The 19,466-nt window shown below is 46.6% G+C and carries 13 protein-coding genes; 11 read left to right on the forward strand and 2 right to left on the reverse strand.

Going from position 1 to position 19,466, the window contains the following annotated elements; all coding sequences use genetic code 11:
- Positions 1-149 precede the first annotated feature (149 nt).
- The 7 genes from M1D71_RS05820 to M1D71_RS05850 all read left to right on the forward strand — a co-directional run bounded on the left by M1D71_RS05820 (position 150) and on the right by M1D71_RS05850 (position 11,169).
- On the forward strand, positions 150-1,154 hold the full coding sequence (locus tag M1D71_RS05820; RefSeq protein WP_458125651.1) for an ABC transporter permease: 1,005 nt from the start codon (positions 150-152) through the stop codon (positions 1,152-1,154).
- Between the two features lie 253 nt (positions 1,155-1,407).
- Positions 1,408-2,307 (forward strand): nickel transporter permease, encoded by a 900-nt coding sequence (nikC, locus tag M1D71_RS05825; RefSeq protein WP_458125652.1) that lies wholly within the window; start codon positions 1,408-1,410, stop codon positions 2,305-2,307.
- A gap of 824 nt (positions 2,308-3,131) precedes the next feature.
- Complete coding sequence (htpG, locus tag M1D71_RS05830; RefSeq protein WP_458125653.1) at positions 3,132-5,012, forward strand: molecular chaperone HtpG; 1,881 nt, start codon at positions 3,132-3,134, stop codon at positions 5,010-5,012.
- 624 nt (positions 5,013-5,636) lie between these two features.
- Positions 5,637-7,052, forward strand: coding sequence for a deoxyguanosinetriphosphate triphosphohydrolase family protein (locus tag M1D71_RS05835; protein ID WP_458125654.1), 1,416 nt, complete (start codon positions 5,637-5,639; stop codon positions 7,050-7,052).
- A gap of 21 nt (positions 7,053-7,073) precedes the next feature.
- A complete protein-coding gene (locus tag M1D71_RS05840) occupies positions 7,074-8,102 on the forward strand; it encodes an MsnO8 family LLM class oxidoreductase (protein ID WP_458125655.1) in 1,029 nt (342 codons plus the stop codon).
- Between the two features lie 287 nt (positions 8,103-8,389).
- Positions 8,390-10,102 (forward strand): HAMP domain-containing methyl-accepting chemotaxis protein, encoded by a 1,713-nt coding sequence (locus M1D71_RS05845; protein ID WP_458125656.1) that lies wholly within the window; start codon positions 8,390-8,392, stop codon positions 10,100-10,102.
- A gap of 89 nt (positions 10,103-10,191) precedes the next feature.
- Positions 10,192-11,169: a TRM11 family SAM-dependent methyltransferase gene (locus tag M1D71_RS05850; RefSeq protein ID WP_458125657.1), complete on the forward strand. Its 978-nt coding sequence runs from the start codon at positions 10,192-10,194 to the stop codon at positions 11,167-11,169.
- Positions 11,170-11,295: 126 nt separating this feature from the next.
- Here M1D71_RS05850 and M1D71_RS05855 read toward each other — a convergent pair whose 3' ends face one another.
- The gene (locus M1D71_RS05855) at positions 11,296-12,252 is read right to left on the reverse strand and encodes a D-2-hydroxyacid dehydrogenase (RefSeq protein WP_458125658.1); all 957 of its coding nucleotides are present in this window, start codon (positions 12,250-12,252) and stop codon (positions 11,296-11,298) included.
- A gap of 208 nt (positions 12,253-12,460) precedes the next feature.
- Here M1D71_RS05855 and thpR point away from each other — a divergent pair, with 208 nt between their 5' ends.
- Together thpR and M1D71_RS05865 are read left to right on the forward strand one after the other, a co-directional pair.
- Positions 12,461-13,063 carry an RNA 2',3'-cyclic phosphodiesterase gene (thpR, locus tag M1D71_RS05860; RefSeq protein ID WP_458125659.1) on the forward strand — a complete coding sequence of 201 codons (603 nt, stop codon included), beginning with the start codon at positions 12,461-12,463 and terminating at the stop codon, positions 13,061-13,063.
- A 130-nt stretch (positions 13,064-13,193) separates the two neighbouring features.
- Complete coding sequence (locus tag M1D71_RS05865) at positions 13,194-14,051, forward strand: cell wall hydrolase (protein ID WP_458125660.1); 858 nt, start codon at positions 13,194-13,196, stop codon at positions 14,049-14,051.
- 274 nt (positions 14,052-14,325) lie between these two features.
- On the opposite strand, the gene M1D71_RS05870 is transcribed toward M1D71_RS05865, so the two are convergent.
- Positions 14,326-15,540 (reverse strand): MGDG synthase family glycosyltransferase, encoded by a 1,215-nt coding sequence (locus M1D71_RS05870; RefSeq protein WP_458125661.1) that lies wholly within the window; start codon positions 15,538-15,540, stop codon positions 14,326-14,328.
- A 381-nt stretch (positions 15,541-15,921) separates the two neighbouring features.
- Between M1D71_RS05870 and M1D71_RS05875 the strand changes: the two genes are divergently transcribed.
- Together M1D71_RS05875 and M1D71_RS05880 are read left to right on the forward strand one after the other, a co-directional pair.
- Positions 15,922-16,503 carry a TetR/AcrR family transcriptional regulator gene (locus tag M1D71_RS05875; protein WP_458125662.1) on the forward strand — a complete coding sequence of 194 codons (582 nt, stop codon included), beginning with the start codon at positions 15,922-15,924 and terminating at the stop codon, positions 16,501-16,503.
- Between the two features lie 206 nt (positions 16,504-16,709).
- The gene (locus M1D71_RS05880; RefSeq protein ID WP_458125663.1) at positions 16,710-18,992 is read left to right on the forward strand and encodes a YhgE/Pip family protein; all 2,283 of its coding nucleotides are present in this window, start codon (positions 16,710-16,712) and stop codon (positions 18,990-18,992) included.
- The last annotated feature ends 474 nt before the right edge of the window (positions 18,993-19,466 follow it).

Below are 19,466 nucleotides of genomic sequence, written 5' to 3' on the forward strand. Positions count from 1 at the left end.
TGCATCTAACACATTAACTATTCTTTCTTTCAAAGCGCTGGTGAGACGCAATGCTTGGCAGAACCTACATCCGGACGTAACTATCCAAAGCATGCGTGTCAGCCGGCGCTTTTTATTTTGGATGATATGTCGAAGGCAGGTGAACAGGATTGAACAGCTATATTGTCAAACGTGTGCTTGTGTTGCTGCCCGTGTTGCTGGGTATGACCCTGATCGTCTTTTCCATCATCCACGCCATTCCGGGTGACCCGGCTGAGACGATACTAGGGCAAAAGGCAACCGAACAATCCAAGCAGGCCCTTCGTGACCAGCTCGGGCTGGATAAACCTTGGTTCCAGCAATATTTTGCCTACTTGGGCGATTTGCTCAAAGGCGATCTGGGAACATCCATCCGCACCAAGGTGCCTATTGCCCAGGAAATTGTGCCTTATCTGACAGCAACACTCGAATTAACGATGGCAAGTATGTTGTTTGCTGTCATTATTGGGGTGAACGCCGGTATTGTCAGTGCATGGAAGCACAACTCCTGGTTTGATTATTGCTGCATGGTCATTGCTTTAGTGGGTGTATCCATGCCGATCTTCTGGCTTGGTCTGATGGAGCAATGGTTGTTCGCGAACAAGTTGCAGTGGTTGCCATCCATTGGACGAATGAATGCACGTGATCCGGTGGAAGCCATTACAGGCTTGTATGTGCTGGATACGATGATTGCTGGACAATGGAATCAGTTGTGGACCGTAACGAAACATTTGATTCTGCCAAGTGTTGCACTGGGAACGATTCCGATGGCGGTTATTGCCCGGATGACCCGTTCCAGCATGCTGGAAGTGATGGGTTCCGATTACATTCGTACAGCGAAGGCGAAGGGACTGGGTCCGTTTTTTGTCGTATATGGACATGCCCTCAAAAATGCGTTTATTCCCGTGCTCACCGTGATCGGTATCCAGACCGGATCGTTGCTCGGGGGTGCGGTGTTGACCGAAACGATCTTTGCATGGCCGGGCGTAGGACGATATATATATGAAGCGATTAGTTCGCGGGACTATCCGGTGATTCAGAGTGGCATTCTGATCGTGGCGTTCTTTTTCGTGGTGATCAACCTGATTGTGGACCTGCTCTACGCCGTGTTCGATCCTCGGATTAGTTATAAATAGGGGATTTATCATTTGGATTGATGAATGGAATTTAATTTAAGATAACCGTAAAAATTACACGACACGAAGAGTGCAGAACCAATCTGCAGAAGCGAAGCGTTCGCATTTATCACTAGATTTTCACCTTTAAAAAGGTGATCAGTAAAATCTGGGGATAACAGCGATCGGAAGATGGTACTGCAATCGCAGTGCTTGAGAGTAATAGAACTCGTTGATCTTTTGTTATATTCATATCCAAGAAAGGAGACGCCGCATGGCCAAATTATCGACCAATACCGGACCATCCATTGACGCTGCGTCGGCGAGCACATCCGGTCCATGGCGGGAAGCGTGGAGAACGTTTCGGAAAAATCGGCTTGCGCTTGCGGGTTTGATTATCATTGTATTTTTCATCCTCTTGGCTTTCCTGGCGCCATACATCGCTCCTTACGATTACAAGGAACAGGTGCTGGTGGATCGGCTTCAGGCTCCTTCGGCAGAGCATTGGTTTGGTACCGATGATCTGGGACGTGACGTGTTTTCCAGAGTGTTGCATGGGGCGCGTATCTCATTGTGGGTAGGCTTCTTCTCCGTCATTGGTTCCATTATCGCAGGTACGTTGCTTGGTCTGATTGCTGGATTTTATGGGAAATGGGCGGACATGCTCATCTCACGTCTATTTGATATTTTGCTCGCATTTCCGGGAATCCTGCTGGCTATTGCCATTGTGGCAATATTGGGCCCGTCGCTGCAAAATGCACTGCTCGCCATCGCTATCGTGAACATCCCGACCTATGGGAGATTGGTGCGTTCACGGGTACTCAGCTTGAGACAGGAGGAATTCATTACGTCGGCACGGACACTTGGAGCGGGCAACGGGCGAATCTTGTTTCGTCACATCTTGCCCAACAGCCTTACTCCGCTGATCGTGCAAGGTACACTCGGGATTGGTACGGCGATCATCGAAGCAGCAGCGCTAGGATTTCTGGGTATGGGTGCGCAACCACCTGATCCGGAATGGGGTAAAATGCTGTCGGACTCCCGTCAGTATATACAAAAAGCACCGTGGACACTGATCTTCCCCGGCGTTTCCATTATGTTGACTGTTCTCGGCTTCAACCTTATGGGCGATGGCCTCCGCGATACCCTCGATCCAAAAATGGCGAAAAAGTAGAAATTGCAGTTACCTCTATCTCTATCTCTAACTTATATTTGTAACCCTGTCTCTTTAACTCCGTCTCTGGAACTCTATTTGTTGTGATACTGAACACTGTCTCAACATCGACTTATTCATTCTTTTCCCGTGCCGGTTCGAACTTTGGTTCGAGTCGGCTTTTGTTTTACCTGCGGGATTACGTTAAAATGATTGGTGATGTGCAAAAGTTGAAGGGTTATTCGATCTTTTTGTTAAAATAACCGCCTGCGTATTGACACCCAATTTTCCCATATGTTATATAAAAGGAAGGGGTTAGCACTCCGATCATTAGAGTGCTAACAAATGATGTTTTTACTACACGACTACATATGGAATGATTCTGTTTTTGAAAATAGATATTGAATCTGAGTAGGACATGCGAAGCCAAGGGGCGCAACAGACCTGAAGAAGCGAAATGTTTGCTTAATTAACAGATTCCATTTAAATAGAAGGCCTAATCCTCAAACAAGTTCCTGATCAAATGCGAAAGTAGTGCAGGGGACGAAATCGATTTGGAGGAAGCAGAGCGTTCGCCTTTATCACCGGATTTCCCCCTTATATAAGGGGAATCAAAGAAATACGGGGATAACAGCGATCCGAAAAACGATTCGTAACCGGAACGGCTACATTGCAGAACGTCATGCATTTTAGAGATTAGCCAATCTAGTGGATTTGATAATCAAGCGTTTAAGCTTCGAATGATTTTCTGGCACCCGTAAGTTTTGCATGAAAAACTCAAGGATCTACTTCCTATTTTTCAACTAAATCATTCGATATCCAATTTGAAAGGAGTCCAACCACTCATGGCAAAAAAAGAATTCCAGGCAGAATCCAAACGTTTGCTGGATATGATGATCAACTCCATTTACACCCAAAGAGAAATCTTTTTGAGAGAATTGATCTCCAACTCCAGTGACGCCATTGATAAAATTTATTACAGAGCACTTACGGACGATGCGCTCGTTTTCAACAAAGAGGATTACTTCATCAAGCTCACCATCGACAAAGAAAACCGCACACTCACACTGACGGATACCGGAATCGGGATGACGCAGGAAGAGCTGGAGAACAATCTGGGGGTTATCGCGAAGAGTGGTTCCCTGGCATTCAAGAAGGAAAATGAAGCCAAAGACGGCCACAACATCATCGGACAATTCGGGGTTGGTTTCTACTCGGCATTCATGGTGGCGGACAAGCTGACCGTAACGAGTAAAACGCTGGGCAGCGACGAGGCATGGAAATGGGAGTCCGAAGGTGCAGATGGTTACACCATTACACCGGCTGAAAAAGACTCCGTAGGTACAGAGATCGTCCTGACGATCAAAGAGAATACCGAAGAAGATTCGTATGACGAATTTTTGGAAGAGTACCGCCTGAGATCTATCATCAAGAAATACTCCGACTTCATTCGCTACCCGATCAAGATGGATGTAAAGGGTCAGCGTCCGAAAGAGGGCACAGAGAACGAGTTCGAAGAGTACCAAGAAGAGCAAACCGTGAACAGCATGGTGCCGATCTGGCGTAAAAATAAAAGTGAATTGACCGAAGATGACTACACCAACTTCTATATGGAAAAACGCTACGGTTTTGACAAACCGCTCAAACACCTGCACATCAGCGCAGATGGCGCAGTGGTATACAATGCAATCCTGTTTATCCCGGAGAACACGCCGTTTGACTACTACACGAAAGAGTATGAAAAAGGCCTTGAACTCTACTCCAACGGTGTATTGATCATGGATAAATGCGGGGATCTGTTGCCAGATTACTTCGGATTTGTTAAAGGTATGGTGGATTCGGAAGACCTGTCCCTGAACATCTCCCGTGAGATGTTGCAACATGACCGTCAGCTGAGCCTGATCGCGAAGAACATCAAGAACAAAATCAAGAGCCAACTGCAAAGCCTGCTGAAGGACGAGCGTGAGAACTACGAGAAGTTCTACCAAGCGTTTGGCCGTCAGTTGAAATATGGCGTATACAGCGACTATGGTGTGAACAAGGATACATTGCAGGATCTGCTGTTGTTCACGTCTTCCAAAGAGAACAAGCTGGTGAGTCTGGACGAGTACGTCTCCAGAATGCCGGAAGATCAGAAGTACATCTATTATGCATCCGGTGAGTCAATTAGTCGTATTGAGAAGCTGCCACAGATCGAGGGTGTTCTTGAGAAAGGGTACGAAGTATTGTACTTTACCGATGACATTGATGAATTTGCGATCAAGATGATCACGAACTACAAGGAGAAAGAATTCAAATCCATCTCCAGTGGTGACCTGGGTATCGAAGATAGCGCAGACAAAGAAGAAACGGACGCGCAAGACAACGACAACAAAGAGTTGTTTGAAGCGATGCAAGCTCAATTGGCGGGTAAAGTCAAAGCGGTTAAAGCTTCCAAACGTCTCAGAAGCCACCCGGTATGTTTGTCCACCGAAGGTGAGCTGACGATTGAAATGGAGAAAATTCTGAAAGCTATGCCTAACAGTGAAAATGTACAGGCTGATAAAGTGCTGGAAATCAACGTGAACCACGATGTCTTCAAATCACTGCAAGATGCTTTCGCGCAGGATCAGGAAAAGCTGAATCTGTACACCAGCCTGCTGTATCATCAAGCATTGCTGATTGAGGGATTGCCAATTCAGGATCCAGTAGAGTTCACTAACGATATCTGTAAGGTAATGGTGTAACATCGTTGCACCCACTATCTCCATTCCGACAGGGCATCTCCGTCCTGTCGGTTTTTTTTGTTTTTTACCCATACCGGGGTGGGGGAGGCAGACTATCATTGTAGAGATGGATGAAGGTTTTAATAGGATTCTTTAGCCTTTCAAAGTTTTGAAAAAATCCCCTCTTTATAGGGAATGTAATGTCATTTAGATTAGGTGTGAATCAAACGGCAAAAGTAGTGAAGGGGACGGAATCGATTCTGAAGAAGCGAAGCGTTCGCCTGAAAGCTTTCTGAAAGAAAGCTGCATCGGAAGCATAAGCTATTCCCGGGTTTTTCCCTTAGTAAAGGGAATTCAGAAAACCTGGAGACAACAGCGACCATAAGAACGATCCGTAACCGGAACGGCGACGCAAACTGTAAGTCACTTTTTTTCATCATTAGTCACGATAGTGTAATTTCAATATTAATCATTATCATTTAGATGCACGGATGATAGTCTGGCAGGGTATAATAAGAGAAGATGACTGTTCATCACAAGTTGATGTAAGAAGAGATGACAATCACAGACAGGTTTTACTTTTCGAAACCACAGATGTTGTGTATAATCACTCAAAATAGAGACAGTCGGCTAGGAGTGATCCCCATGCAATGGAACGATCTGAGAGAACATAGACAATATCCCGAACTAACCAAATTGGATGGATCTCGTGCAGCGTACGAACGGGACTATTCCAGACTCATTCATTCACCGACCTTCCGTCGGTTACAAGGTAAATCGCAGGTGTTTGGCGCGGGAACGGGCGATTATTATCGTACTCGCTTGACCCATTCCCTGGAGGTAGCACAGATTGCACGAGAGGCGGCCCGAAGCCTGATTCGTCGTTTTCCCGAGGTAGACTGGGACCGGGCGGACAGCCCCGGCCTCATTATAGATTCAGAAGTGGTGGAGTGCGCTGCAATCGCACACGACTTCGGTCACCCGCCTTTTGGACATAAAGGTGAAGAAGTGTTGGATGGTATTCTGGATGACCTGATCAACACCGAGACGAAGAAAATCATGAAGAAAAGTAGAGGCGCCAAAGTTCCCAAGGCGGAATCCGAGGTGCGTGCAGAGCTTAAGCGAAAATACGAGCATTTTGAAGGCAATGCGCACAACTTCCGCCTCATTATGCACTTGGAAAAGCGTGAAGATATCGACGGGCTGAACCTGTCTGATGCAGTATTGCTGGGAATTAACAAATATCCGTACCCTGGCACGGAGAGCAAAAAAGGCATGTATCATCATGAGTGGCAATATATTCGGGAGATCCGTGATCGCTGGAACATGCCGGCAGGCAAGAAGACGCTGGAAGCGCAGCTGATGGACCTGTGCGACGATATTGCATACTCCTCGCATGACCTGGAGGATGGCATCAAAGCAGGCAAAATTGAGGTACATGAGCATTTCCTGCAAGATCCGTATGTCAATCGACTGATTGTGGATAAGATTACGACGCTGGAGGATCTGTTCTGGAACGGATGGACCCGAGAAGCCATTGGGCAAAAGGTAGAAGAGGTGCTCGCTTCGTTCCTGCGCATCTGGAATGAGAAGATGCCGTTCTGCGAGCATGATTACTCGCGTACCCGCCGTGAGGTGAAAGCCTACTGGGTGAGCTTTTTTGTAGGTAGTCTGGGCGTTATTGATGATGGCGACTGGAAGAAGGTAACCTTTGTCCGTGAAGGGGCTGAAGACCTTGACATGCTGCGTACGGTAAGTGTGCTCAAGAGCTTTGCCTGGGTGACCATGATTCGAGATCTGCGTGTGCAGCGTCTTCAGAAGCGTAGTGAGTGGATGATTAAACGATTATGGGATGCATTCCTCGATCCGGAAACGTCCAAATCCATTATTCCATCCGACTGGCTGCAGCGGTATGAGAAGGATCAAGCCAAAGCCCAGCCGATCTGGACTTGGGAACACATGGTGATTGATTATATTGCAGGAATGACGGATGCATTTGCCGAGAAAATATACAATGAACTCTATGGTCTGAAGGTGGGTTCCATCTACGATCTGGATTAGAATTCATCGAGACAAAGGGAGATGAGACGCTTGGCTACCAAAATGAGTGAGAAGTTCAGTCTGGGCGTACTTGACCTTGTTCCAAGGTTGAACGATGCCACAGCGGAACAGGCTCTTCAGCAATCGGTGACACTTGCTCAGCGTGCTGAGGCGTGGGGATACAACCGATACTGGACGTCAGAGCACCATGATATGGCTGAACTGGCATCCGCATCTCCCGAAGTGTTACTTTCCCATATCGGAGCAAGGACGACAACGATTCAACTTGGCTCTGGTGCGGTTCTGTTGCCGCATTACAGCCCGCTGAAGGTGGCAGAGTCGTTCCGTCTGCTTGCTGCGCTCTATCCAGGGCGCATAGAACTGGGGCTCGGACGAGCTCCTGGCGGTGGACCACATGCCACGATGGCACTCAGTGGCAATTACTTGCAGCATGTGTCCAAGCTGCCTAAATCGCTTGCAGCATTGACGGAACTGCTTGAAGACCGATACACCTACGAGGATCATCCCGTGACAGCTCGTCCGATTCCCAAGCTCCCTTTATCGCTCTGGATGCTTGGGACCAACGTGAAGAGCGCAGAATTTGCGGCACGGTTTGGGATGGGGTATGTATTTGGTCAATTCATGAGTGATGCCGATGGTACAGAGGCTGTAAGGCGGTACCGGGAAGGGTTCATCCCCAGTGCAACCATGAAGGAGCCTGAGGTTATGGTGGCCGTTAGTGTATTGTGTGCCAAGTCAGAGACGGATGCTCTGGCTTGGAGTTGTGAGATGGTGGAGAGACGCAAGGCGGATGGAAAAGAACATTCGACCGAGCCGAGTCCCAGCACGGACTCGGTCTCACGCACGAAGGATTCAGCTAGTGCTGATGATCATAACGAAGCGGCGCGGCACTATGCAGGCACACCTGAGCAGGTATGGGGTCAATTGCAACAAGTGAGTCGAAGACTGGACACGGAACGGTTGCTTCTCGTTACAGCGGGACCAGATTATGAGCGCAGGCTGGACTCTTATCAATTGCTGGCTGAGCATGAGACAGCGATTGTGCAGTAAGTTATCACGTTAGGATGCCTATGCCTGCCTGCTGAAAGCTAAACAAACCGAAGAGCTGCAAAACGGGATATTGCCGTATGCTGCAGCTCTTTTTGTACTTTGCTAAAATTCAACAATCTTTTACAAAATAAAGCATCTTAATAACAAAATAATGTTATAATACTTTACGTCTATTTTCCTATCGATATAATGTAGATAAGTGCTTTTGGCAAGAGGTCAAAAGAAGGGGAAAACAATGACAAAATAACTGAATTCAGGATGGCCGAAGAGGTCAAGGGGGAAATCATATGTTCAGCAGATTCAAGATCAAAAGTATCGGTCTGCGTATCAGCATCGCGTTCTACTTGTTAATCCTCTGTTTAATTCTTTTAAGTGTTACGATTGTCACCCGGATGAATTCAATAGAATCCAACACCAATGAAATTACTACCAATTGGATGCCCTCAATCCAGCAAATTAATCGGTTGAACTATACCACAGAGCACGTTCTTTCGCTAAGTTATCGTCATTTTGACGCGGATGAAACGGACAAGGCATCCTTGTCAGAAGAGCGTACCAAGTATATTCGTGAAACGACGCAGGCGATTAAAATCTATGACCAGCAGAAGAAGTCTCCAGATGAGCTCGAACACTGGACTGCGTTCAAGAATAAATGGGCAGCGTATCTCAAGATTAATACGCAATCGATCAAGCTGAGCGATGAAGGGGAGGCGCAGCTGGCGAAGGAAGTGTCTGAAAAAGGGGCTGATTCCTTTGACGCCATGCAAGTCGATCTGGATTATCTTGTGGAATACAATCAGGAACAGTCCAATCTAGCTGCTGCCCAAACGATCAGATCTGTGCAGGATGGGAGATTGTTCATCATCTTCGGGGTTCTGGTCATGATTATCATTACAGCGATCAGTATTCCTGTTATTCGTTCACAGGTCGTGAAACCACTGCTGCGTGTTATCAGTGCGGTGAAACTGATTGCAGAAGGCCAATTGAACGTTCAGGACATACATACCAAACACGAGGATGAAGTCGGTGTTCTGGCCAAAGCAGTGAATGACATGAAAGGTAACCTGACTTCCATGGTGCTCAATGTCAGACGAATTGCGGAAGATGTCAATCGTCAGAGCGGGGAACTTGCAATCTCCTCCGAAGAAGTTAAGATTGGCAGTCGCCAAATTGCTGTAACGATGGAAGAGTCAGCGAAGGCCGCAGAGAGCCAAGCCGAGACAGCCGTGGAATCGGCCCGTACTGTTGAAGGCCTGAATGAGCACATTCAGAAGCATACGGAACAAGGCAGCCAGTTGCGTGTCATGTCGGATCGTGTGCTGGAGCAAGGGTTGAATGGTCGCCAAGCGATGGAACAGTCGGTGCAGCAGATGCAACAGATTGCCGGTTCAGTCTCGGCTTCCATGAACAAGATGGAGCAATTGAATCGTAAAAATGAAGATATTTCCAAGCTGGTGCAGGTCATTCATGACATTGCACGCCAAACCAATCTGCTGGCATTGAATGCCTCCATTGAGGCAGCGCGTGCGGGAGAGAGTGGACGCGGCTTCGCCGTAGTGGCATCGGAAGTGCGGAAGTTATCTGAGGCTGTACAGACCTCGGTGGAAGAGATTACGACGATTACCGAGGATATCCAGCAGGATTCACAAGGGGTGGTTGCAGAATTGCGCAAGGGCGTTCAGGAGACCGAACTGGGTCAGGAACATGTGCTTGCTTCAGGTCAACTGTTCCGTACGATTAATGAATCGGTGGAAGGCATGGTTGGTGTCATCAGCACCATGACGGATGGTCTCGCAGGCATGCAGGAAGCAAGCGGACGCATGAATGATTTCAGTCAACAGATCTCCGCTGTTTCAGAACAATCGGCAGCCAGTGTGGAGGAAGTTTCTGCATCGGCGGAGGAGCAGGTAAGTTCCATGGAAACGATTAGCGGCAACATTCAAAGTCTGAAAGAATTATCGGAAGACCTGCTTACATCCATTGAAAAATTAAAAATATAACCTTCTTCTTATAATAGAAGAAACTGGGGTCACACAGGCGGCAATTGGTGGGGAATTAGCATGAGTTATGAAGGAAGGAGAGGAGAATTTTGCCTGATGAATCACCTGGTACTCACCCTACTTACGGCAACCATCTCTACACCTTTGCTTGCCACGAGAATGAACGCGAATTATGTACGCTGGAGCTGAACACATTGCTCGAACCGAGTTCTGGCATCCGGTCAGATGGGGGTTCATATGTATGGTCGGATATAAATATACCGCCTGGACGAAGTCCGTTTATTCATGGCAGACTGGATGTGATCGGTGAAGGAGACACAGTGAATGATCTGCTTCCCTTTGCCAAAGACATCCAGCTATTTCCAGAAGAGACCTTTAAGGTGGTATGTCTGAAAGAAGGGGATCATGCACCTGATTATGCGCAGTCTCGTCAATTGGAAAAAGAAGTAGGCATGTGTATTAAAGGTAAGGCACAGATGAAGCAGCCCAAGGTGACTTTCGGCCTAATCCGAACAGGAGAAAAATGGATCTTGGGCCAGTGGACAGAAGCAGATCGATCTTGGCAAATTCATAGGCAGAAGCCGCAAAACTACTCGACCGGATTCGGCATTACACTGGCCAGATCGTTGGTAAATATTGCCGTCCCGAGGATAGAAAACCATCGATTGCTTGATCCTTGCTGTGGTATGGGAACGGTTGTTATTGAGGCTTTATCGATGGGTATTGATGCAAAAGGTAACGATCTGAATCCGCTGGCTGTCCGAGGTGCACGCATTAATCTGCCGCATTATGGATATGATTCGGATCGAATCACACAGGGAGATATGAATGAACTGGAAGGTTTGTATGATGCAGTAATTCTGGACATGCCCTATAACCTGTGTTCTGTACTTCCTAACGATGAGCAACGAGCCATGCTGGCAAGCTTGCGCAGATTGGCAAATCGGGCAGTTGTTGTTTCCACAGAGTGGGTGGAAGGGCACTTGCTGGAAGCAGGCTGGGCAGTAAGAGAGTATCGAACAGTACAAAAAGGCACGTTTATACGTCATATTTGGTTATGTATGTAAGCGCGGATAACAAAAAAACTCCAATCTGGAAGGAATTACACTTTCCGGAGATGGAGTTTTTTGCTTTTTATTTGGAATTATAATAGATGTAATTTGCACAATATTGCATGGGAACGGGTGTTTGTGTTAATATTTATGACTATAATCTACAAGGTTAAGCGGCAGGGTGTCGCCAGCGACGTATGCTTCCAGATTTTTGACGAAAATATCGAGTGCTCGCTCCGTATATTGTTCTGTACTTCCTGCAATATGAGGTGTAATTAAGACGTTATCCATGCCCCACAGCGGGTGGTCTGCCGGAAGGGGCTCTTCTTCGAATACATCCAGTGCAGCGAAGGCAATCTGCCCGCTTTGGAGTGCATCCAGCAACGCTTCCGTTTTCACGCTGGGGCCACGTCCCACATTGACGAAACAAGCACCAGATTTGAAATGCTCAAATGCAGTTTGATCATATATATGCTTGGTTTCATCGGTCAGTGGTAAAATGTTAATTACATAATCGCCTTTGCTCAAGGCTTCGTGCAGACCGGTCATATCGTACATTTGATCCACGTTAGGGACATCTTTACCTGAACGGCGAACTCCGATCGTGTGCATGCCGAGTGCTTTGAGGATGCGGGCTGTTTCCGTGCCGATCTCACCCACGCCAACGATGACCGCTGTTTTGCCATGCAGTTCCGGCAGTGGTTTGGCAGGAGTTTTCCATTCGGACTGCTGTTGATGCAACATGGCTTGTCTCAGCCAGCGACTGTGGGATAACATCATGCCCAGAATAATTTCTGTGATTGGAATCGCGTGAACCCCATTTGCACTCGTGATCTGAATGTTTTTTTGTTGCAAATCTGCGAAGGGGAGATTGTCCACACCTGCGGACCAGACCTGGACCCATTTCAACAGGTTGTCCTGTTTCAATGCATGCTCAGTGACGAGTGGCGACCAACCCAAAATAATCTCAGCCTCTTTCAACTCAGCGGGGTCCAATTCCTTGGCCTTTCCAAATTTCAGGGTGTAACCCGGTGCAGCATTCTGAATGCGTTGTTGCTGTTCTTCGGATAGAGATGGAAAACATACAATTTTACCCATAGTGTGTGGTCCTCCTGAGATAAATAGTTTGATGAGTTTAGATAATTAAAGTGTATCAGATTTGATGTTGGAAGTGCATTAAGGTGGGAAATGCAGGAATCTAGCCTTATTTGCAAATTCTTATCTTTGTGTCACTCTATACTTACCCAACTTGAAACGATATGTATAATTTTGAAATAATAGAGCGAACTTTAGAGAGGTGTATGCAATGAATAACCAATCATATCAGGATCATGCAACCCGGCGGGAAAGACTGTTTGTAGCAATCCGTCTTCCTGCAGCTGTTCAGCAGTCTCTTCAGATGGATGCGAGGCTTGTTCAGAACAAGCTTGATTTTCGTAAATGGACAGATCACAGGGATTATCATATAACTTTGCAATTTCTGGGGGATACGTTAGTTAGTGACATCGGACACCTGCGAAAAGCATTGCGCTCAGCAACAAGCGGAGTACAGCCATTTGAACTTCAGCTTTCGAACTGGGGTACATTTGGACTTGAAGAAGCCCCTAAAGTGCTTTGGAAAGGTGTTAGCGGAGAGGTGGAACGATTGTTTTCATTGCAAAAACAAATCGTGCAGGCGACTTCGACCCTTGGATATGAAGCTGAATTAAGACCTTATTCTCCGCATATTACCATCGCCAGAAAATATCTGGGCAAAGTTCCAGGTAATGAAAATAAAGGGGTGGCTAGTATGCTTCTGGAACATTCCACAGGTGCTAATTCATGGGTGGTGGAAGACGTTGTGCTTTATGTGACAAGGCTGGGAAAATCACCAATGTATGAGGTCGTGGATACGTTCTGTTTTTCCTGAAAATCATTTTTATGCCATAAAATCACATTGACATTACGTTTATCCCTATGTAATATTAGCCATCGTTATTCAAATTCTTTTTTTTGGGTTACTTAGATTAGGGAATTGTTTCGACAGGAGGAATCTTCGAATGAACATTATAAGCAAGAATCGTTGGGTAGCACCGATGTTATCAGTGCTGCTTGTATGTATAGTTGGGGTAAATGTCGTTCAAGCGACGGGGAAGTGGAATGAAGCTAGTGATAGTAAACAGATGACCGAACTTGCGGCTTCTGTGCAAAATAACCAAACATCTACGCAAGAAGAGAGGCGTATGATGCAAGATGGGACAAGTCTGTCCTCTAATCTGTCTGCCCAAACCGTAACGTGGACTGAATCTCTGCCAGCGAAGAACTGGCTTACGACTGCTCAAGAGGAGCAGGAACTGCAAGAAGCCAAGGCCAAGAACAAAGCTAGAGCTGTAGCTGCGGCCAAAGCCAAAAAAGAAGCTGCACTGAAATTGGCCAAAATGGAACGTGCCAAAGAAGTCGCTGCTGTAACAACTCCCCCCCAAAAACTATACTTTACCCGGACCAAACTTTTGAACCAGGAAGAGTCGAAACTCGCAACCTGGTCATACAGTGTGTCCGATAAAGAACTGCATCTGCTGCAAAAAATCGTCATGGCAGAGGCAGAAGGTGAACCGTACGAAGGCAAAGTGGCAGTTGCCAATGTTGTCTTAAACCGGCTGCGGTCAGCCAATTTTCCCGATACCATTTACAAGGTGATCTATCAGAAATCCCAGTTCAGTCCCGTAGCGAACGGACGTTTGAAACGTGTGGTTCCCAACGAGGACAGTGTCAAAGCAGTGAATGCTGCGCTGAATGGGAAGAAGGAAGTTGCTGATGATACGTATTATTTCTTATCATTGACACTTGCCGACGATCTGACAGTTGCCCGGTCGCAGAAAAAAGTAAAAACGATCGGTCATCATACTTTTTACAAGTAATCGACCCGTAAATTCTGCAAACAGGCAGGGTAGTTAACTGTGTGTGCATCACACGGTCCTTCAAAAAGCCTGAATCGTAGTTTTATTTCGTTATTTTCAAATCTCGTTATACTCTAAATTACCCTTTTTTCTACCAAATCATACGGTGGATCCAGTAAAAATAAAAGAAGGTTCCCTTCCAAAAATTCGGAAGGGAACCTTCTTTTATATAGTGAGCACTTGTCTTGTCCCCTAGAACACCTCGTGAGAGCTGTTCTAAAGGTCCATAGAGACGTTAGAATGGTATTCTGGTACCTGACAAGGACGTGGCAGCAATTCCGGCTGTAAAGCGTTCCACGGGCTTTGTTGTGACTTCGGCTGTAGACGGGAATAATAAGTCATGAACAGCCTGGGCACAACATGTCGGATCATAGACCGAACGGTTACCTGAATGGTGCGCTACTTTCAGCGGGCTTTCAGCTTGAGCAGATGCCTGCTCACATAGTTGTCTGAAACGATTGGTGATCACATCGGATGAGTGAATGACCTGACCATATCCGGCTTGTACAAAGTATTCACAATTCTCTTCCTCTTGGCCCGCAAGTGGAGGTATGAACAACATCGGTAACCGCTTAGCCAGCGCTTCAGTGCATGTCATGCCACCAGGCTTTGTGATTAGCACATCGGATACATCCATCAGTTTGCTTACTTCCCGTGTATACCCCAGAATACGAATATTAGGGTGCTGGAAGCAAGGCATTTCCTTCATCTTCGCGATCATTTTCTCGTTGCTTCCGAGACAGAACACCAATTGAACACGATCTGCCCAGGACGTGAGAGCTTTCATATGTTCCTCATCAAACGAAAGTCCCCATCCACCACCCATAAGCAGTGCGGTAGGCATGTTCTGAAGCCCCATCTCTTCACGTAGCTTCACCTTGTCTCCTGCTTCCCAGAAGTCCGGATGCACGGGGATTCCCGTGATCTGAATGTGGGATGGATCGACACCACGGATCTCAAGCAATGCTTTGACTTGAGGGGTAGAGACCAGATATTTGTTCACTTCCGGATTTATCCATGTTCCGTGCACGTCATAATCTGTCACGACGGTATAGAGCGGGATATTCAGTCCCTGGCGTTTGAGCCGGGAGATCACTGCATTCGGAAAAGGATGGGTACAGATCACCGCATCCGGTTTCAGCTGGGATACGACCTGCGCCGTCTGTGTATAGAAAATCCGGTGCAACGCCAGCTTGGTAAAGCCATTTAATGATTTGTTGTACTGTGTGCGGTACAACAGGCTGACCAGTTTGGGTTGGACCGATAGTGTCTTTCGATATGCAGAAAATATTAGTGGAGCTACTGTTGGGTTCAAAAATTTGCCTAGTTCAATGACACGACTGTGAACATGTGGACTGACTTTTTTGATGCCATGTGCCAGCGCATGAGCGGCCTGAGTGTGACCGGTACCGAAACCTTCCGATAATAAGAGCACTCTTGGTTTTCGCATGAGTTCACCTTTATTCATAAGTTTAAATTCAAAATGAAGATATTCATCGTTTATTCTAGCTATAGAATGCAATTACTACATGAATATACATTGAAGCACAAAATCATGTTTCTTCTATGAATATTTCCATCATATATCTTACGATGAGACAGACTAAGTTCATTTATATACGTATTGTTTGAGTCATCTTACACTATAGACGACGACAGAAGGAGTTTCCACTGCATTTAGGTTAAAAAATATTAACACAATTTTTTAATTGTTAGGGTTGCAATCTTATTTCGAAGGTGGTATTGTAGGTTTTAACCGAATGACTGAATTGTATTTTTGGTCATTTATATGGAGCGTTTGAACAACGAATCAAAATAAAGGAGGGATTAGATGGCTCCGATTGACAGGAGACAGCAGGTTATTCATGCAGCAGCCCAGTCTTTTGCCATGTTTGGATACAAAGCAACCACGATGGATCAGGTCGCCAAGATTGCGAACGTTGGCAAAGGAACGATCTATACATTTTTCACGAATAAAGAACAATTGTTTGATCAGATCCTGGTAGAAGTGATTCAGGAAATGAAGAACATCGCGCATCGTGAAGTACATCAGGAAAGTGCATTTTTTGATAATCTGTTTCGGGTATTGGATGAATTGTTAGAGTTCCGTCGTGATCACGATCTGCTGGTTAAGTTATCACAGGAGTTGAAGGACTTTGGAACGCTGCAGGCCAAGGAAGGTTTGGACAAAGTCGAGAAGGTCATTTCCGACTTTTTGGCTAAGGAGCTTGAGAAAGCGAAAGACAATGGAGAGATTCGAGATTGTGATCCGCAAGTTGTCGCTTTTATGATGATTCGCCTGTACATTGCACTCACCTCAGACTGGAGCAAGCAACATCAACCGCTGAGCAAAGAGGAAATTAAGACGTACTTTCGCCTTTTCTTAATGGAAGGAATTGCTGCTGTAACGTAATCCGAATTTAATCTACTATATATAAGGGTTTTTACGCGTATCAAGCAGTGAGGCTTGTCGGAAGACAGGTTGTTTTTTTTGCTCTAAAGTGACCGTTTGAGGAAAGTGGTCATCTCGTGTTTCAGTATGTTTTCTGGAATGCGGCATTGTTTTTCATTAAGGTTATTCCTGCTCATAGAGCAGAGAGATTAAGGGGAGAAAATGACATGAAATCTTTATCCGTGTTTTTCAAGGATGTGGGATCGGCCGTGAGAAACCCGAAGGTGTTGATCCCTGTTATTGCAATTATGTTTATACCGATCCTGTATAGTGGCATCTATCTGGCGGCCTATTGGGACCCGTATGGTCATGTGGATGAAATGCCGGTTGCCGTTGTCAATCTGGATCAAGGCGCTGAGCTGGAGGGCAAAACCCTCCATGTCGGTAGTGATCTGGTGGATGAGTTGAAGAAAAATGCAGATTTCAAATGGGATTTTGTCAGTGCCAGTCAAGCCAAAGAAGGCATGAGTAATGACAAATATTATATGCAAATTACAATTCCGGAGAACTTCTCATCCCAAGCAACAACATTGCTCGATGACAAGCCGGAGCCGGCTGATCTAATCTATGAACCCAATGGCAATTACAGCTTTGTCGGTGCACAGATCGGTAAGACCGCTATTAAGGACCTGAAAGCGAAGGTCTCGGCCAAAGTGACAGAATCCTATGCGGAGACGTTGCTCGACAAGTTCTCCGAGGTATCCGATGGTTTGGCTGAGGCAGGCGACGGAGCAGGGGAACTGAATACGGGTGCAGGCAAACTGGATGATGGTGCAGTGAAGCTCAAGGATAACCTGGAGAAGCTCGCATCCGGAACACTTGAACTTCAGGAAGGACTTTCTCCATTAAGTGATGGCGTTAATGCATTGCATACGGGGGCGACCAAGCTTGAGAGTGGTACAACGAATCTCGTCTCCGGTCTGCAACAGCTTCAGACAGCCGCTTCGAGTCAGCTTCAGAGCGGAGCAGATCAGTTGAAAGATGGCAGTGCGAAGCTGGAAACCGGACTACAGTCCTCCCTGGACGGCACAGGCAAGCTGCAAGCTGGCCTGCAATCGTCCGAACAGGGTAGCGCGAAGTTGTCTGAAGGTCTGCAAAGTGCAGTCCAGGGCAGTGGAACATTGGCAACAGGCTTGCAATCGGCCGTAGATGGCAGCGGCAAAGTTGCTGATGGTGCAAAAGGCGTAGCTGCCGGATTGAAACAGCTTGCTGAATCGAACCCGGAACTGGCCGAAAATGCTGATGTACAGAAACTGCTTGCGGCGAGTGAAGCTGTTGCCGATGGTAGTGCACAGTTGCATGAGAGCGAGCAGAAAATGGCACAGGGTGCAGATCAGCTGCATCAGGGTAACCAGCAACTGGCTGCGGGTGCAGCCGAGCTTCATGGAGGCCAGAAGCAACTTCTGGCTGGTGCGAACCAGCTGGTGGAGGGTCAGCAGCAATTATTGGCTGGTGCCGGACAGCTCAGTCAAGGAGGAGCACAGCTCTCCGATGGTCTGAAGCAGTTCAGCGGCAAATTGGGTGATGCTGCAAGTGGCGGTACATTGCTTGCGGATGGTGCCAAGCAGCTGGGCTCAGGTACAACAGCTCTGCAAACGGGTGTAGGTAAACTCAGTGGTGGTGTTCATTCACTTACCGATGGTTCCAAGCAATTGGGCGATGGTGCAGGCAAACTGGCTGACGGCCTTACCGAGCTAAAAGATGGCTCGAGTGAACTGGCAACCAAGCTGAATGATGCCGCGCAGAAAACATCCGAAGTCAAGAAAACGGATGATGTGGTGAACATGTTCGCTGAACCTGTGAACTCTTCAGAAAACACAGCAGAGAACGTGAGCAATTATGGTACTGGATTAACACCGTTCTTTCTGTCGATTGGTCTGTTCGTAGGATCGTTGATATCGACGATTGTTTTGAAAATGCGGGAAACGTCAGTACCTGGTGCAACAGGCTGGAATCGTTTTGTCAGCCGGACACTGGTATTTGGCTCCGTGAGTATTTTCCAATCGGTTATCGTGGCAAGCTTCATGTTATACGGTCTTGGACTGGAGACGCACAGCGTAGGGCTGTTCTACCTGTTCACCATTATTACAGGGCTGACCTTCATGTTGATTGTTCAGGCACTTGTGACTTGGCTGGATCTGCCGGGACGTTATGTTGTCATTCTGCTGCTGGTCTTCCAGCTTGCGGCTAGTGCAGGAACTTTCCCGGTTGAACTGATTCCATCATGGCTTCAAGCATTTAGCCCTTGGTTGCCAATGACGCACAGCATTATGGGCTTCAAGGCGGTTGTATCGAGTGGCAATCTGGATGTGATGTGGCATCAGGCAGGAATTCTCAGTATATATGCTGGTGTGTCCATCGTGCTGACGCTGGCCTACTTCCTTTGGAATGCCAGACGTCCAAAAAAAGAAGAGGAACTCGCTGATTCGGGTCAAGTTGTGACAGCATAAGTCCAACCTGATCATCAGCAGGGTGACATTTACGAAAAAAAACTTTATTTTCATGTAGTGAAATTATGCAATATAGTAGTCAAATAGTGCAAATAGCCTGTGACCCCAAAAAAGGGCTGCAGGCTATTTTGTATACAAATGCATAGAGAAGCAAAGATTCGCTGGATCAAGCAGCAACAATTTGGTGGGATTATGGATAAACACAGGCCACATATGGAACGATTTTCTTCTGTCAGCAATTTAATTCAGTTGTACTCTGACTCAAAAAGTGTATAATTATTCGAAAAAGAGATGAATTTAAACGTCATTACAGTAAAGCTGTACTGCAAAACATTTCTTATCAGAGGTATTAAAAAGTTTAAATTGCGCTGATGTTAGGTCGGTGTTAAAATAATAGAACTATATCAAAAAAACGTCGCTCCATTTCAGTAGCCGTGCCAGCGGCTGCGTGTTGATTTATACATGCTGTTTGCC

The organism is Paenibacillus sp. Z3-2, assembly GCF_054161325.1.

Coding starts and splice junctions, on each gene's coding strand:
- M1D71_RS05870 (WP_458125661.1), bottom strand. CDS start 15,540: ATGCGAAAACCAAGAGTGCTCTTATTATCGGAAGGTTTCGGTACCGGT.
- M1D71_RS05840 (WP_458125655.1), top strand. CDS start 7,074: ATGAGACGCTTGGCTACCAAAATGAGTGAGAAGTTCAGTCTGGGCGTA.
- M1D71_RS05855 (WP_458125658.1), bottom strand. CDS start 12,252: ATGGGTAAAATTGTATGTTTTCCATCTCTATCCGAAGAACAGCAACAA.
- M1D71_RS05845 (WP_458125656.1), top strand. CDS start 8,390: ATGTTCAGCAGATTCAAGATCAAAAGTATCGGTCTGCGTATCAGCATC.
- M1D71_RS05875 (WP_458125662.1), top strand. CDS start 15,922: ATGGCTCCGATTGACAGGAGACAGCAGGTTATTCATGCAGCAGCCCAG.
- M1D71_RS05835 (WP_458125654.1), top strand. CDS start 5,637: ATGCAATGGAACGATCTGAGAGAACATAGACAATATCCCGAACTAACC.
- M1D71_RS05865 (WP_458125660.1), top strand. CDS start 13,194: ATGAACATTATAAGCAAGAATCGTTGGGTAGCACCGATGTTATCAGTG.
- htpG (WP_458125653.1), top strand. CDS start 3,132: ATGGCAAAAAAAGAATTCCAGGCAGAATCCAAACGTTTGCTGGATATG.
- M1D71_RS05880 (WP_458125663.1), top strand. CDS start 16,710: ATGAAATCTTTATCCGTGTTTTTCAAGGATGTGGGATCGGCCGTGAGA.
- nikC (WP_458125652.1), top strand. CDS start 1,408: ATGGCCAAATTATCGACCAATACCGGACCATCCATTGACGCTGCGTCG.
- thpR (WP_458125659.1), top strand. CDS start 12,461: ATGAATAACCAATCATATCAGGATCATGCAACCCGGCGGGAAAGACTG.